The organism is Trinickia dinghuensis, assembly GCF_003367175.1.
In the GTDB taxonomy this organism is placed as follows: domain Bacteria; phylum Pseudomonadota; class Gammaproteobacteria; order Burkholderiales; family Burkholderiaceae; genus Trinickia; species Trinickia dinghuensis.
The window spans coordinates 257,725-272,542 of record NZ_QRGA01000001.1; the positions used below are offsets into that span (position 1 = coordinate 257,725).

Sequence of the window (14,818 nt, forward strand, 5' to 3'; positions counted from 1 at the left end):
ACTCACTGGAATTGGTACAGGTAGCCGATCCGGGCCGCGGGAACGAAGCGCCTTCCGACGAGCGGGCTATCGGTAATGCCGCTGCCGAGATGCGTCACGCCGACATCGAGAATGACCGACTGCTGCTTCGTGAGCTTATAGTCGACGCGGCTGCCCACCGACACGTTGACGGCCGCCTTCCCGTCGTACGCGGCGCGGCCGGCTTGCGCCTCCGATGGCCTCACGCCGTAATAGTAATCGACGTACTTGCCGCTCAGCCATTCCACACCCGCGTGCGGCTCGACCGTCAAGCTTCCGAAGGCGAAGGGCTTGCCGAAGTCGATTTTCGCGCGCTCGCCCTTGTTTCCGCCCAGCAGATAGTCGCCCGAAAGCTTGCCGAATGCGCTGCTCCATGCGAGCGCCGGGCCATACCAGAAGGCGCCGTTTCGGTTCTGCATGCCGTTCAGGATCGGCGCGTCGGAGCCTTTGTATCCGTCGAACAGCGCGAACTGCCCGCACAGCGCGACGCTCACACCGCGCCAATTTCCGATTTTCAGATCGATCCCGGTGCCGCCGAGATGTACCCATTTGTTGTCGAAGTTAATGAGCGGGATCGGCGATACCTTGCTGCCGTCGCCCTTATAGGGCAATCCTTCGATGCCGACCCCGGCGCCAAGGCCCCAATGCGTCACGTTCGTGGCGTTGCTCAGGATCGTGAAACCGGAAGTGTCGGTGTCGGGTGTGGTGGCGTTATCGCCATCCGCCCAAGCGGGAGCCGAGGAAAGGACAAACAAAGCAGCGGTCAACAATAGCGGGCGGTCGCGGCGGGGAGCCTTCTTCACGATCATTTTCCTTGGGGTGGTGAGCACGCGGGCCGACTTTAAAACCGGTCGACTTACCGCGAACTTACCGGCCCAAAGGCCCAAGGAACGGGAAATCGCCGGTTACCCCCAACGTCGCATGGAGGACCGCCCGACACCCAGGCAGGCCCCACCGATCCCGCCCCGCTGCTGCTTCGTTCCTTCGATCCCTCGCTTCGCTACTTTGCCCGCATCCCTAACGATTCCGGCGGCTGACATCCGTCGCAAGGCGCCGCATCGTCCGGCGATGCCGATACGATCCGCGGCGTCAGCAGAAACAGCCGCTGAAACTTCTGATCCTGATGATGCTTGAAGCGGAACAGGCCGCCGATGACAGGCAGCTTCGACAGCACCGGGATGCCCGAATCGCTGCGATCGTCCTGATCGACCGTGTAGCCGGCGATGAGCAGGCTCTGCCCTTGGTTGATCAACGCCTGCGTATCGATCGTGCTCTTGTTCACGACGGGCAGGCTGCCGACGTTCGAACTCGTCAGATTGCCGTCTTCGATGTGCACATCGAGACGGATTTCGGGCTTGCCCTGTTCCGAAACGATGCTCGGCAGCACGCGCAGCGCGACGCCCGCCGACACGCTGTACAAGCTGCCCGACTCGAAGCCCTGAACCGGCACGTAGAACGTCTGCTTGTTGTCCATCACCGCTTCCATGTTGTCGAGCGTCGCGACCTTCGGGCTCGCGGTGATGCGCGCATTGTCGGTCTGCTCGAGCGCGCTGATGCGGCTCAGCAAATAACGCCCGGTCCCGCCGATGACGGCAGTCAGCACCCCGCCGGCCGGCGTGGCGGCGACGGCGCCGCCCACCGCGCCGGCGGCCGTCGAGGACAACGTCCCGATCGTTCCCGCGCTGCCCGTTGCCGGAAATCCTTGCGGATTGACCGAGTCGGGAAAGCCCGTTTGCGTGTTCTGGCCGTTGCCCGTCTCGACGTCGAAGTGACTCGAGTGCAAACGCCAGTCGACGCCAAGCTCTTTCAGCCCCGTCTCCGTGATCTCGATGATGCTCGCATCGATCTCGAGCACCCCGGGCCGGCGATCGAGCGATTTGATGAGCTTCTCGAGCGCGGGCATCGTCTCGGCGCGAGCGCGAACGAGAATGGCGTTGTTGCGCGCGTCGGCCCGAATGATCGGCTCGTCCGGATGGGCGCCGCTCGATGAGGAATCGGCATTTGAGCTGCCGACATCGCCGGGCAGCGGCGGCACCTGGGCATTCGAATTCGAATTTGCGTCCGCACCGCGCAGGCTCGCCGGGAGCGGCGGGTTCATAGTCGGACGCGCAGCTCCGTTGCCGCCGAACAAATTAGGCAGCGGCGGAAACGAACTATTGCCTGCCGCCAAGGCGGGAGCGGCGCCGGTGCCGCCGATGTCGCGCATTCGATAGGCGTCGTCGCCCGGCGCGGCCGGTGCTTCGGCAACACGCGAACCGACGCTGTCGGGATACAGGCTGCGCAACGTCGAAGCGACGCCGGGCACGAGGACGGGATCTCCGTTGATCACCAACGTGCGGTCCGTTGCCCATGCATAGTGAAGACGGAACGAGCGGACCTCGGGCGCATCTCCCCGCTCGACGTCGTGATCGATGAGGTGCGCAACGTCGGTCACGAGTTCGACCAAGCGCGGCGGCCCGGAAACCACCGCGGTGCGCATCGGGTCGTCATAGAGGACGGGAAAGCGCGGATCGGCCACGCCGAGCCTCGCCAAGGCGCCCCGCAGATCGTCCGTCGTCGCGTGCACGAGCCCGATCGTGGCGCTACGCGCTTCGTTCGGCCCCGACACGCGCAGCACGGACCCATCGTAGTACCAGATGAACCCGAACGAATCGGATAAGCGATCGAGAAACCGCTGCGGCGTCTCGTCGAAGCGCCCCGTCACGACACCGTCCACCTGCGGCGAAATCCAGGTCATGACGTTTTCGCTCGCGCCGAGGTCGCGCAAGACTTCCTTGATGTCCTTGTGATCGGCGACGTATTGAAAGTGATTCGACTTCCACGGAATCGGCTTGGATTCGGCGTCGGGGCTAGCAAGCCCGGTAGCGATCAGAATCGCGAAGGCGAGCGCATTCAGGCGCCGCATGCGGCGGGACAATTTCATAGGAGGGTGCTCCGAACGATTCAGGCGATACGGACGATACGAGCTATGCAGGTGGGCCGCACCATCAGCGCGAGTACGCGACGATCGTCTCGGAAGGCGATTCGTTGAAGTGCCTGCGGTAACCCTTCGCCAGCGTCGAGCGGCTCTTGAGCCCCCACTTCGCCGCGGTATCGTAGATCGACGGCGCGGGGCCGCTTTCATCGAGCAGCGCCTCGCGAATGCCCTCCAGACGCAGCGATCGAATCAGGCCGCACGGCGTCACGCCGAGCGCACGCTTGAACACGAGTTGAATCGTGCGCATCGTCACGTTCATCTCGGCCGCGACTTCGCGCGTAGTCAGATCCTCGCGGTCGATGTTTTCGATGATGTAGCGGTAGGCGCGCCGATACTTGGCCGGCAAGCGCGCCGCGACGTCGTCGTTGACGGTGCCTGCGGCCGCGCGCGGACGCGTCGTGGCCGCGCTTCGCACCGTCGCGGTTTCATTGCGCAAACAACGCAGTGCTTCGGTCGTGTACTGCGAATAAAACTTCAGCGCCCGTACCAGATCTCCGCGCTGGGCCGAGATCTTCGCCATGCAGTAGAGGTAGTCGAAATCGCGGTGCGGCTGCTCCACCGCGGTCGGCAGGCGGCTCATCATATCCGCCGCCAAATCGTCGAGACCGCCCGCGAGCGCGGCCAGCACGATATCGAGGCATCCGCGAAACACGAGTTGAGGATTCGATGCGCCGCGTTCCAACCGGGCAATGAACATCGACGCCGACATCCCCCGCTCTCCGTCGGCAAGACGTTCCATGCAGTGCAGGTCTTCGATGCGCAGGGACATCAATGCCGGGCGCACGGCCACCACACAAGCCGGCTCCAGCCGCGCGCGTCCTCCGCCCGTCAGCGAAACCGAGGTCAGCGCCGATTGCCAGAATGCGTTGTCGTCGAGCGCGCGCGCGGCGCGAATCTTCAGACGAACATCCAACTCCTGGGCGAGCAAGTCGACGACGAGACGATAGCGGGGCTCGTCGATACCATCGGCCAATTCGGCCGCCTCGATGAGGGCGTCGTCCGCGGCCTGTTGCTGCGCCAATTGGTGGTGGGAAAGCGCCATGCCGAGATAGGCTTCGATCCGTTGTTCGACGTGGGCCTGAGCCTCGGCGGCCACTCGCGCGAAGCTGCGCTGCGCGACACCCAAGCGGCCGCGCAGCAGCGAGAGCCAGCCCGTGTTGCGGCACGACTGCACGCGCAGCTGCTCGTCGTTCTTCCAGACCATCTTCTGCGCGCGGCGATAGTAGTCCTCGGCTTCCTCGGAGTTGCCGAGCACGAGCGACACGTCGGCGAGTGCCGTCAGCTCCTCGTTGCTGCGCGAGCGCGCCTGCGAATGGACGCGCTCGCTCAAATCCGCCGCGTCGTCCACGGCGCAATACGCACGCGTGAAATCGCCGTCGAGGATTGCGCTGCAATAGCGGGGAAGGCTGTTGCGAAATTTCAAACCGGACAACATCGCCAAATAGACCGTCGGATACATAGCTCGACACTCGCTGTGTTCGCCCGACTTCGTGACGGCCGATCGGGCTCCGGCCGCGCATCGGCATCGCCGCGAAACGTTCGGGGCGGTGCAGTGCTGAGGACGATATTAGCCAGCCCGGCCGCTCGCAATTTCAACAATCTCGGTGGTTTCCCACAACAATTCTCAATCAGAAAAATCGATGGCGCGCATAAGAAGCTTCAATGCCCCGGCCCGGCCAGTGCCGCGGCCTCGCGCATGAACGCCTCGAGGTGCAGCGAACCCAATACCTGCTGCGAGAACACGCCCGTCAGGAAGATCAGCATCAGCAAACCGATCGCGCCACGCACCGGCTGGCTCAGCGAAGAGGGCTCCAATTTCTCGGCCGCGCGCGCGAGGATGCCGATGGCGAGGTCGACCAATATCAGCGCAAGCATGACGGGCGTGCCGAGCTTGACCGTGGCCGTCATGATCGAATCGGTCTGCGCGATGATGAAGCTTTGGGCCACATCGGCCATCGAGGGCGTCAGCGACACGAGCGGCCACCATTTGAACGATTCGAAGATCGCACCGAGCAGGAATGTCATGCCGCCGCCCACGTAGAACAGCGCGACGGCCATCTGCAGCAGCGTGTTGGAAATCGGCGTGCTTTGATCGCCGCGCATCGGGTTGTTCATCTGCACGCTGTTGTAGCCGGCCAAGTCGTCGATCAGCGTGCCGACGCATTGCGCGATGAAGAACACCGTCGATGCCGCGTAACCGAGCACGGCGCCGAGAAACATCTCCTTGACCGAGATCATCAGCAGTTGCGCCGAATTCACGCTGTCGAAATAATGCGCGGGCTGCGCGGCCGCGACGAAGAACGCCAGGACGTAGAGGATGCCGTTGCGCGCGGTGCCGGGCAGCATGTCGCCGCTCGTCGGGGGAAAGATCTGGAATGCAACGGCGATGCGAGCCGCGCTGAGTGCGAGGGTTAAAAAGAAGCCCTGATACTCATAAAACAGATCGGCCAGCGCGTGCGCGACATTCAATCCTTCAGACATTTCGGGCTCCTCGATGCAGGCGGGCCGCTGCCGTTTCGCCCGCTTCTTCGTCGTTACGTTCCTCGACCCGCCGCTCGGCAGCCGCGACGGCGCGCTTCAATTGCTCGCGCGCCGCTTCGAGCGACGCATCCGCGCGACGCACGGCCTGGCCGAGACGCTCCATCGTCCGTTGCTGCGCCTCGGCTGCGTCGATCGCGCGGCGCACTGCCGTGCGGGCCTCGTCCACGGCCTCGCCGAGCGGTCCGCGGTAGCGGTCGTGATCGAGATAAGTGCTGGGGGAGAGTCCGGTAGGACTGCTGAATAACCGCTCGATGCGCGATTCATGCGCGGTCCGCTTCGCTTGGGCCGCTTCGAGCCCTTCGTTGGCGTGCTCCACGGCGTCGACGAGCGCCGCGTGTTCGCGCCGCGCATCGGCCAACTCGCGTTCGAGCTGGTCCTTGGCTCGCGCCTTGGCGGCCACGACCATTTTCCAGACGTGCAGGGCGGCCCGGCTCATGTTCGGCGATCGACCGTAACCGTGGGCTACGTCTGCCCGAAACCGCAGAGCAGATCGCGCGTCTCGTTCAGATCGGCCAGCTCATCGGTGCGCTGACGCACGAACCCTTCGATGTCTTCGTTCATGCTGATCGCCTCGTCGGCCAGCGGGTCCGAGCCGCTCTTGTATTCGCCGATCTGCAGCAGCATTTCGATCTCGTCGTATTTCGCCATCAGACGACGCACGCGCGACGCGCCCGCGCAATGCTCCAGCGAGGCGACCTGCGGCATCACGCGGCTCAAGCTTCCCAGCACGTCGATGGCGGGATAGCGATTGCGCGCCGCGATCTTGCGCGACAAGATCAGGTGCCCGTCGAGAATGCCTCGTACTTCCTCGCTGACGGGATCGCCGCCCTCCTCGTCGTCGGCCAGCACCGTGTAGAGCGCCGTGATCGATCCCTCGCGCCCCATGCCCGCGCGTTCGAGCAGGCGCGGCAGTTCGGCGAACACCGACGGCGGAAACCCGCGCCGCGTGGGCGGCTCGCCGGCCGACAGTCCGATCTCGCGCTGCGCGCGGGCGAAGCGCGTCAGCGAATCCATCATCAGCAGGACGCGTTGTCCACGGTCGCGGAAGTACTCGGCGATGGCCGTGCCGACATGGGCCGCCTTCGCGCGTTCGATCGACGAACGATCGGACGTCGCGCAGACGACGACGCTGCGCGCCATCCCCGCTTCCCCGAGAATCAATTCGATGAATTCGCGCACCTCTCGACCGCGCTCGCCAATCAGCACGATGACGTTGACGTCGCATTCGGTGCCGCGCGCGAGCATGCCGAGCAACGTGCTCTTGCCCACGCCGGCCGGCGCGAAAATGCCCATCCGCTGGCCTTCTCCGAGCGCCATCAGCCCGTCGATGACACGCACGCCCGTGCCGAGCTGCGTCTCGATCATCCGTCGTTCGAGCGGATCGGGCGCGGGAGCGAAAACGGGCACGCGGCGCTCGGCCACGACCGGCCCCAGTCCGTCCGATGGCTCGCCGAGCCCGTCGAGCACGCGGCCGAGCAACCCCGGCCCGACCGGCACCGAGAGCGGCTCCCCGCTGCCCGTCACGCGCGTGCTGCGCGAGATTCCCGTCATGCTGCCGAACGGCGCGAGCAGGACATATTGGCGCGCGATGCCGACGACTTCGGCACGCTGCATCAAGGTGCCGTCCGCGTGCCGCAGTTCGCACAACTCGCCGAGCTGGGCATCGAGGCCGCTGACTTTGATCAGCGTGCCGACCGCCTCCAGCACCTTCCCGTAGCATTCGAGCGAGGCGCTCGCACCCAGCGCCGTCTCCAGCGAATCGGCCACGCGGGCGATCGTGCTCGTGCTAGTCCTCATGCTAGTGCTCATGTTCATCCAATAGCCCTTGCGCGCCGGGAGCGCTGCTGCCGGGAGCGTCCCCGGCGGCGGCCTGCGCACCGTTCGCCAGCGCACGCTCCAGGCCCGCGAGCTGCGTGCGCAGATTCGATTCGACGACACCGTAGTCCCACTCGCAGACGCAGGTGTCCTCGTCCGCCTCGTCGTCGACGAGCACTTCGAGATGGAGTGCAGGGGTCGTGTCTTGCACGATTTCGCCGAATAAACGCTTCGCCCGCTCCTCGTCGCCGGGTGCCACCGTCACGGTCAAGCGTGCCGAATCGTCGATCGAGCGGGCCACGGCAAGCGCAACGCGGCGCATCAGCGCATCGCGATCCGTTTCCGCCACGACCTGCTCGACCGCGCGCATGACGAGGCGTGCGAGCCGATCGGACGACGCCTGCAATTGCTCACGGTCGCCGCGTGCGAGTTCGGCAAAGCGTGCATGCGCCTCGGCAATCGCACGCCGATGCCCCGCCGCGTATCCGAGGCGGGCACTGTTGTCGAACTTGCGCTTTGCCGCGTCGACGAACGCATCGGCTTCCCGGCGTGCCGCTTCGACCAGTTCTCTCGCACGCTCGGTGGCCGCGTGCATCGTTGCCTGCACGACTTCATCGAGTGCCGCGAGTGCGTCGCTCAATTCGAGCATGCGCGCGACGTCCTCTGCGCGAATGACATCGGTATCGACGGCCAGCACCTTCGGCTGCGCTTTCAACCAAATAACCATTGAAACTCCGGGAACAAATCGCCTGCCATGGAAAAAAAGCGGCTCGTGTCGCCCGCTTCCCCACCCGATCCCGCCGGCCGCCTCGCGTCGAGGCTCGGCTCATCGCCTGTGCGCGCCTCGTCTGCCCGAGCCGATCGCATCCGCTGCCACGCCTCGCCGCCTGCGGCGAGGGCCAAGCTCAAATCGACGATATTGCCCAGCGTCGCGTTGCGGCAGGCACCGTCATCGGCGATCATGGCCCAGCCACGCCGGGCGAGCGCATCGGCGCAGAGATCGTCAGGCAACGGTTCGCCAAGCGCCCTTGCCGCCAGTTGAGCTTGGAGGCGAAGCAGCGCCTGTTCTCCAAGGGCCAGCGCAAGCGCGCGGCGGCGCCCGCGGTCAATGCAGCGCCGGATACTGTCTTGGCAGCCGAGGAGCGCCCTCGCCGCGAGCACACTGCGCAATTCTTCCGGCGCGAGGATCGCGAGGCGGTTGCCCGGCTGCAGGAATGCATCGAGCGGCACCGGCGTCGAGAACCAGATGCGCCGCGCGGCAGCCACCTTGATCGCCGACGCGCGCGAGCGCGGCGCTCGCGCTTGTTCATGTAGCGGCACTCGGCTCTCCTCGTCGGGCGCGCGCGACGAGTCCGCCAGCGCCGTCGCCAGCCCGAGCACGCGCGCTTCGAAACCGCGCAGCATTCGGATCAACGGATGATCGGTCTGGCTCATGACGCGCCCGCGGGCTTGGGCGCCTTTGCTTTGATGCGCCTGATCCAACGAATCGGCGCGCGCTCTTTTAGCGCCCGCGGCGCCAACGCGAAGCCGAGCGCAAGCGAGCCCAAAAGCATGCCCAGCACGCCCGCCACGGCGATCCACACCAGCGGCATGCCAGCACCCAAACCGGGCGGAGCAGCCGCGTCGATCCGCTGCGGCTCGCTGGCTTGCACGAGCGTCACGCTGACGTTGTCGTACACGAGCCCCTCGACGCTATGCACGACGAGATTCTTGATGCTCGGCACAAGCGCTTGAACATCGGTACCCGGCCGATACTTGATGAAGACGGCAGCCGACGACGGCTTGACGACGTTCGACAACGGGTCGTTGTTCGGTAAGACGATCTGCACCTGCGCGAAGGCAACGCCGTCCACGCGCGATAGCGTTTCGGACAGCTGCTGCGAGATGCCGTAGATGAAGCGCACCCGCTCGTCGGTCGGGGTGGAGATCAATCCGTCCTTCTTGAACAACTCGCCGAGCGAGGTGTACTTCTCATGCGGCAATCCGTGTGCCCGGAGTACTTCCATCGAGCGCGCGAAGGTATCGCCCTCGACCGACACGGTCCAGCTCTTGCCGCTATCCGGCGAAGACTTGCTCGCATCGATTCCGGCCTCGATCAATACGCGCATCAGATCGTTCGCATCCTGCTCGGACAGCTGTGCATACAACTGTTTGCTGCATCCGGCGAGCAATGCGCTGCCGAGCACGGCAATCGCGATTACACGCAATAGAGTCGGAAAACGGCGCATCGCGCTCTCCCGTCATTGATTCTTCATCAGCGTCTGCACGGTGCTCTTTCCGCCCTGTGCGACGGCGGTACCCGTGTAGATCTTCACCATTTCCTCGGTGATCTCGCGCTGGATCTGCAGGGACTGCGCTTGCACCTGCTGCATCGACAGGTTGCCGCTCGATGCGTCGAACGCATCGATCTTTTGGGTCAAGGCATCGAACGCTTGGTCCTGCGTCGCCACCGCCTGCGAAACGGTGGACGGCCCTTGGATCCGGCCGCCCTGTTCCGGCGTGAGGCGCGCTTGAGCGAGCGCTTCTTGAAAGCGAGCGCCTAGGCCGCCGGGCGCTTGGGTGCCGAACGCGCCTTGCGCGGCGCCCGTCACGCCTGCCGAGGGATCGGCAGGCGATATCGAAGGCGGCGGGGCGATGGGAGCGATCGAAGCAATTGCCGAGGTCATGGCTGCCTCCTCATGCGCGCATATAGCTGAACGACATCGCTTGCCTGAGCAGCTCGGCCGCGTCGGCCTTAGCCGATGCATCGCTCGTTTCGTTCGCGTCGCTCTTCTCGCGCTTGCCCATCAGCAGGTTCATCAGCCCGACGGATTCGGCATCCTCGTCGCGCGTGAGCACCTGGTTCGCGTAGATGCGCCAGCTCGTGTCGCCGAGCGACGACATGCATACCGCGAGCAGGGCCGTCACGTAGGGGCCGAACGGGGGCTGCAACTCGCGGCCTTCCAGCTGCCGCAGCAGTTGCGCCGCATCGGCCATGCGATTGCGGCGGATCAGGAGCCACGCGTCGTAGGCATTGAGTTCGACGAAATTGGGGCGCATCACGTGCAGTGCCGCGAGCAGGCGATCCGCTTCGTCCAAGTGGCCTTTGCGCGCGGCCCAAGTCAACAGCTCGACCAGAGCCGACACCAAGCGGTTGCTGCATGTCGTGAGATTCATCGTTACGCCTCGCGAAGTTCGAATTCGTCAATCAATCAGGACCAAGATCAGGATCGGGAGCGGCGTCGGCCGCACCGCCGCTATTCGGGAACACCCCGTTCCGGGGCGATCTCGCCGATGGCCATAACGTATCCGGCGGCGCCGTGACGCTTCCCCGCCAGCGGCGAATTCCGTCGCCCGCCAGCGAACCGCTCTGGCCGCCTCGGCCGCCGCCCCAGCTTCGCTCCGCTCGATTTCGCCGGCCGACGCGCCGTTTCGTCGCTCGGGGAGCCGCATACGGCCGGCTCGCGCGAGACTCGCGGCGAATCCCAGATCCCTAGATCCCCCGATCAACCCCGGATCGATCCCATCGATGCGTTTAGACGGAGCGGCCGCCGATGTCCGACGAGAAGACTGAAGAGCCGACAGACAAGAAGCTGCGCGACGCCCGCCGCGACGGCGAAACGGTCAAGAGCCCCGATCTGTCGTTTTCGTTGCTGCTGATCGCCGCGTCACTGGGTCTATCGCTCGCGGGACCGGCGATGGGTGAGCATCTTCGCGCGCTCATGAACATCGCGCTCGACGTCCATGCCGCGGGCGAGACGGACGCCGACCTGCGCCGCGCCATGGGGCGCATCGGCATGCAGGCGCTGCTGCTGTCGATACCGGTGCTCGTCGCGGTCGTCGCCGCCATCGCGGCGGTCGCATCGCAAGTCGGGGTCGCGATTTCGTTCAAGCCGCTCGAGCCGAAGTTCAACGCCATCAACCCGGCCTCGGGCCTGAAGCGGATGTTTTCGCTGCGCTCGTTCATCGACCTCGCGAAGATGCTCGTCAAAGCGGCCGTGCTCGCGGCGGCGCTCTACAAAACGCTGATCGCGCTGGTCCCCCTGATCGTCGGCGTCGCCTACGAGCCCGTGCCCGATCTGATCGAGCTTTCGTGGTCCGCGCTGTGCCGCCTCTTCGCCGTGAGCGGCGTGCTCTATCTCGTGCTCGGCGTTGCCGACTACGGCATTCAGAAGTGGCTCTTCATCCGCGACCACCGCATGAGCAAGGAAGACGTCAAGCGGGAACACAAGGACGCCGAAGGCGATCCGCATCTGAAGGGAAAGCGCAAGCAAGTGGCGAAGGAGATCGTCGAAGGCAACCCGGAAAAGGCCGTGTCCGGTGCGCAGGCCGTGATCGTGAATCCGACTCACTATGCCGTCGCCGTGCGCTACATGCCCGAGGAATACGACCTCCCGCGCATCGTTGCAAAAGGCGTCGATGCCGACGCGCTCGAGATCCGGCGCATGGCCGAACGCCACGGCGTGCCGATCGTCGGCAATCCGCCGCTCGCGCGCGCGCTCTATCTCGTGCCGGTCGACGACGCCATCCCCGAAGCCTGTTTCAAAGCCGTGGCCGCCGTGCTCGCCTGGGTCGAGGACATGGCGGCCGCGCGCCGCGGCGAGGAACCCGGCCGAATCCATCCGGCCTCGAACGCGCCCGTTCAACCCCATCGAGGCTTACCGTCATGACCAAAAGCGCCACCATGTCGAGCGCGTCGCAATACAGCGGAGAAATCGCGATCGCCGGCGTCATCGTCGCCGTCGTCGCGCTGATGATTCTGCCACTGCCCACCTTCCTGATCGACATGCTGCTCGGCGTGAACATCACGACGAGCGTCGTGCTGCTGATGGTCACGATGTACATCCCGAAGGCCACCTCGCTCTCGGCCTTTCCATCGCTGCTGCTGTTCACGACGCTGTTCCGGCTCTCGCTGAACATCGCTTCGACGAAGTCGATCCTGCTGCACGCCGAGGCCGGGCACATCATCGACAGCTTCGGCGAACTCGTCGTCGGCGGCAATCTCGTGGTCGGCCTCGTCGTCTTTCTCATCATCACGACGGTTCAGTTCATCGTCATTGCAAAGGGATCCGAGCGCGTGGCCGAAGTCGGCGCGCGCTTCACGCTCGACGGCATGCCCGGCAAGCAGATGAGCATTGACGCCGACGTGCGCGCCGGCAACCTGACGGCCGAGCAAGCGCAAAAGCGCCGCGCCCTGCTTGCGATCGAAAGCCAGCTCCACGGCGGGATGGACGGCGCGATGAAGTTCGTGAAGGGCGATGCGATCGCCGGCCTCGTCATTACGATGGTCAACATCCTGGCCGGCATCGTCATCGGTGTGACCTATCACGGCATGTCGGCCGGCGAAGCGGCGAATCGCTTTTCCGTGTTGTCGATCGGCGATGCGATGGTGTCGCAGATCCCATCATTGCTCATTTCCGTTGCGGCCGGCGTGCTGATTACGCGCGTGGCCGACGAGGACAGCAAGCCGCGTTCGCTCGGCACCGAAATTCTCGAGCAGCTCTCGGGCAATACGCGCGCGCTGTTCAGCGCCGCCGCGCTGCTGTGCGGCTTCGCGCTCGTGCCCGGGTTTCCGTGGCTGCTCTTCCTCGCTTTGGCGGCGGGACTGACTTTCGGCGCCTTCATGCTGAACCGCAAGCAGCGCAAGGCGAACGAGCCCGCCGGCCCCGAACTTCCGGCGCTGACGCGCGAAGGCTCGAAGGAACGGGCGCCGACGATTTCGACGAAGGCGCCCGCGTTCGCCGTTCCGCTCGCGATTCGCCTATCGCCCGCGCTGGCGGCGCTGATCGACGCGGAAAAACTCGACGAAGCGTTCGAACAGGGACGCCGGGCGCTCACAGCCGACCTCGGCCTGCCCTTTCCGCGCACCGCGCTGTGGGTGGCCGACGAATTGAAAGACCACGCCTATCAACTGCTCGTACAGGACGTGCCGGCGGCGCCGGTCGATCTTCCGCCGAGCGTGGCCGTGCTGCGCGACGTGCCCGATAGCTTGCGCGCGCAATGCGAGGAGCGGCGCGATGTCGCTGGGCTCGCTCATAGCTATTGGATCGACGCGGCGAGCGTGCCGAGCGAATCGAGCAAGGACATCGTCACTCGCGAAGCGTTGATCGCCGGGCATGCGATCGCGCAGTTGGGTTCCGAGGCGAAGCTCTTCATCGGCCTTCAGGAAACGCAGTGGCTGCTCGAGCGCGCGGGCACCGAGTATCCCGGGCTCGTGGCCGAAGTGCAGAAGGCGCTGCCGGCCCAACGGATCGCGGAAGTGCTGCGGCGAATGCTCGAAGAGCACGTGCCGATCCGCAACATGCGCGCGATTCTCGAAAGCCTCGTGATTTGGGGCCCAAAAGAAAAAGACCTGCTGATGGTGACCGAGTATGTGCGCGGCGACCTCGGCCGCTTCATCGCGCACCGAGCGACGGGCGGCAGCGGCGAATTGCCGGCAATCGTGCTCGATCCCGAAGTCGAGCAGACGATCCGCCAGGCGATCAAGCCGACGCCCGCCGGCAACTTCCTCGCGCTCGAGCCGGCCACGGTCGATACGCTGCTCGGCAACCTCGAAGCCATCTGCGGCGCGGAACCGGTCAAGCATCTGGCTGTGATTGCTGCGATGGACATTCGCCGCTACGTGCGGCGCATGGTCGAGCAGCGCCTGCCTTGGCTGCCCGTCTATTCATTCCAAGAACTCGGATCGGACGCGCATCTCACGCCCGTCGGCCGTCTCACGTTCTAACCGGCGCGGAAACCGCTATGACCGATCGCGTCCGCCATCCCCGCGACGTCCGCATCGTGCCGGGTGCGGCGCCTGCTTCCTCGTCGGCGCCCGCGCCGCGCGCGTCGTCGAACGCCACGGCCGTGCAGATTTTTCGGCTGCTCACCAGCCAGGCGGAAGCCGGGCCGACGGCTGCGCCGGTCGACGATTTCGGCGAGCAGCCGGCCGGCCAGACCGACACGCACGCACGGGACATGACGGGCTCGGGATCCGGCACGGCGATACCGGCGCCGCCGCCGGCAGGCGAACAGCCGCAACCTCAGCGCCCCACGGCCGCGTTGTCGCACGGCGAAGCACAGCGCGACGGGTCGCCCCGGGCGGCGATTGCAGGCGCACACGCTTTAGCACGCAGACAAACGCCAACACCCGAGCCGCACGAGCAAGATGCCGCGCTCGGCAAGCAAATCGTCCAAGCCTGCGCGGCGGCCGCGCACGGCGAACTGTTCACGCGCGAACTGGCCGACCGCATTGCCCGGTTCTGCTCGACCTCGGGCACGTCGGGCGACGCATCGTGGGCTGTCACGCTGCCGATGAACCCCGCAGTGCTGCCGGATACGCTGCTTCATCTACAACTTTCGCCGTCGTCCATCGGTATTCGCTTCGAAACATCCCATCCGCGCTCGACGCAATTAATCTCAGACAACACCGACGCCTTGCGTACACGCCTCGCCGACGCGCTAGGCCGCCGGATCGATGTCGACGTCGCCGCGTGATCGGCCGCC

Annotated in this window: 14 protein-coding genes; 3 read left to right on the forward strand and 11 right to left on the reverse strand. The window is 65.4% G+C overall.

Translation table 11 applies throughout. The features are described from left to right. Positions 1–2: 2 nt before the first annotated feature. From DWV00_RS01150 to DWV00_RS01200, 11 genes are all read right to left on the reverse strand, one after another. Positions 3–827, reverse strand: coding sequence for a MipA/OmpV family protein (locus tag DWV00_RS01150; RefSeq protein WP_245964667.1), 825 nt, complete (start codon positions 825–827; stop codon positions 3–5). 191 nt (positions 828–1,018) lie between these two features. Next, entirely contained in the window at positions 1,019–2,941 is a 1,923-nt protein-coding gene (gene sctC / locus DWV00_RS01155; RefSeq protein ID WP_245964668.1) for a type III secretion system outer membrane ring subunit SctC, read from the reverse strand. A gap of 64 nt (positions 2,942–3,005) precedes the next feature. Further along, a complete protein-coding gene (locus tag DWV00_RS34430; protein ID WP_115531700.1) occupies positions 3,006–4,454 on the reverse strand; it encodes a helix-turn-helix transcriptional regulator in 1,449 nt (482 codons plus the stop codon). Between the two features lie 200 nt (positions 4,455–4,654). Then, positions 4,655–5,476, reverse strand: a complete 822-nt coding sequence (sctT, locus tag DWV00_RS01165; protein ID WP_115531701.1) for a type III secretion system export apparatus subunit SctT — start codon at positions 5,474–5,476, stop codon at positions 4,655–4,657. Further along, positions 5,469–5,972 (reverse strand): hypothetical protein, encoded by a 504-nt coding sequence (locus tag DWV00_RS01170; RefSeq protein WP_115531702.1) that lies wholly within the window; start codon positions 5,970–5,972, stop codon positions 5,469–5,471. Before DWV00_RS01170 ends, sctT begins: the two co-directional genes overlap by 8 nt. A gap of 26 nt (positions 5,973–5,998) precedes the next feature. Next, positions 5,999–7,333 carry a FliI/YscN family ATPase gene (locus DWV00_RS01175; protein ID WP_115531703.1) on the reverse strand — a complete coding sequence of 445 codons (1,335 nt, stop codon included), beginning with the start codon at positions 7,331–7,333 and terminating at the stop codon, positions 5,999–6,001. Position 7,334: 1 nt separating this feature from the next. Continuing rightward, entirely contained in the window at positions 7,335–8,078 is a 744-nt protein-coding gene (gene sctL, locus DWV00_RS01180; RefSeq protein WP_115531704.1) for a type III secretion system stator protein SctL, read from the reverse strand. Continuing rightward, positions 8,063–8,785, reverse strand: a complete 723-nt coding sequence (locus DWV00_RS01185; protein ID WP_115531705.1) for a type III secretion protein HrpB4 — start codon at positions 8,783–8,785, stop codon at positions 8,063–8,065. Before DWV00_RS01185 ends, sctL begins: the two co-directional genes overlap by 16 nt. Continuing rightward, on the reverse strand, positions 8,782–9,579 hold the full coding sequence (sctJ, locus tag DWV00_RS01190; protein WP_115531706.1) for a type III secretion system inner membrane ring lipoprotein SctJ: 798 nt from the start codon (positions 9,577–9,579) through the stop codon (positions 8,782–8,784). The genes DWV00_RS01185 and sctJ overlap by 4 nt, the downstream gene beginning before the upstream one ends. A gap of 12 nt (positions 9,580–9,591) precedes the next feature. Beyond that, positions 9,592–10,017, reverse strand: a complete 426-nt coding sequence (locus tag DWV00_RS01195; protein ID WP_181885309.1) for a hypothetical protein — start codon at positions 10,015–10,017, stop codon at positions 9,592–9,594. Between the two features lie 10 nt (positions 10,018–10,027). Further along, a complete protein-coding gene (locus DWV00_RS01200; RefSeq protein WP_115531708.1) occupies positions 10,028–10,507 on the reverse strand; it encodes an HrpB1 family type III secretion system apparatus protein in 480 nt (159 codons plus the stop codon). Between the two features lie 377 nt (positions 10,508–10,884). Between DWV00_RS01200 and sctU the strand changes: the two genes are divergently transcribed. From sctU to sctP, 3 genes are read left to right on the forward strand one after another with little or no spacing between them, the layout of a single operon-like run. Next, positions 10,885–12,000, forward strand: coding sequence for a type III secretion system export apparatus subunit SctU (gene sctU / locus DWV00_RS01205; protein WP_115531709.1), 1,116 nt, complete (start codon positions 10,885–10,887; stop codon positions 11,998–12,000). Next, the gene (sctV, locus tag DWV00_RS01210; RefSeq protein WP_220274642.1) at positions 11,997–14,057 is read left to right on the forward strand and encodes a type III secretion system export apparatus subunit SctV; all 2,061 of its coding nucleotides are present in this window, start codon (positions 11,997–11,999) and stop codon (positions 14,055–14,057) included. The genes sctU and sctV overlap by 4 nt, the downstream gene beginning before the upstream one ends. A 17-nt stretch (positions 14,058–14,074) precedes the next feature. Next, on the forward strand, positions 14,075–14,809 hold the full coding sequence (gene sctP, locus DWV00_RS01215; protein WP_115531710.1) for a type III secretion system protein SctP: 735 nt from the start codon (positions 14,075–14,077) through the stop codon (positions 14,807–14,809). The last annotated feature ends 9 nt before the right edge of the window (positions 14,810–14,818 follow it).

Excerpts from the sequence above, each read along its gene's own strand:
- sctL (WP_115531704.1), bottom strand. The coding sequence starts at position 8,078 with ATGGTTATTTGGTTGAAAGCGCAGCCGAAGGTGCTGGCCGTCGATACC.
- sctT (WP_115531701.1), bottom strand. The coding sequence starts at position 5,476 with ATGTCTGAAGGATTGAATGTCGCGCACGCGCTGGCCGATCTGTTTTAT.
- sctU (WP_115531709.1), top strand. The coding sequence starts at position 10,885 with ATGTCCGACGAGAAGACTGAAGAGCCGACAGACAAGAAGCTGCGCGAC.
- DWV00_RS01170 (WP_115531702.1), bottom strand. The coding sequence starts at position 5,972 with ATGAGCCGGGCCGCCCTGCACGTCTGGAAAATGGTCGTGGCCGCCAAG.
- DWV00_RS01200 (WP_115531708.1), bottom strand. The coding sequence starts at position 10,507 with ATGAATCTCACGACATGCAGCAACCGCTTGGTGTCGGCTCTGGTCGAG.
- sctJ (WP_115531706.1), bottom strand. The coding sequence starts at position 9,579 with ATGCGCCGTTTTCCGACTCTATTGCGTGTAATCGCGATTGCCGTGCTC.
- DWV00_RS01150 (WP_245964667.1), bottom strand. The coding sequence starts at position 827 with ATGATCGTGAAGAAGGCTCCCCGCCGCGACCGCCCGCTATTGTTGACC.
- DWV00_RS01175 (WP_115531703.1), bottom strand. The coding sequence starts at position 7,333 with ATGAGGACTAGCACGAGCACGATCGCCCGCGTGGCCGATTCGCTGGAG.
- DWV00_RS34430 (WP_115531700.1), bottom strand. The coding sequence starts at position 4,454 with ATGTATCCGACGGTCTATTTGGCGATGTTGTCCGGTTTGAAATTTCGC.
- sctP (WP_115531710.1), top strand. The coding sequence starts at position 14,075 with ATGACCGATCGCGTCCGCCATCCCCGCGACGTCCGCATCGTGCCGGGT.
- DWV00_RS01195 (WP_181885309.1), bottom strand. The coding sequence starts at position 10,017 with ATGACCTCGGCAATTGCTTCGATCGCTCCCATCGCCCCGCCGCCTTCG.
- sctC (WP_245964668.1), bottom strand. The coding sequence starts at position 2,941 with ATGAAATTGTCCCGCCGCATGCGGCGCCTGAATGCGCTCGCCTTCGCG.
- sctV (WP_220274642.1), top strand. The coding sequence starts at position 11,997 with ATGACCAAAAGCGCCACCATGTCGAGCGCGTCGCAATACAGCGGAGAA.
- DWV00_RS01185 (WP_115531705.1), bottom strand. The coding sequence starts at position 8,785 with ATGAGCCAGACCGATCATCCGTTGATCCGAATGCTGCGCGGTTTCGAA.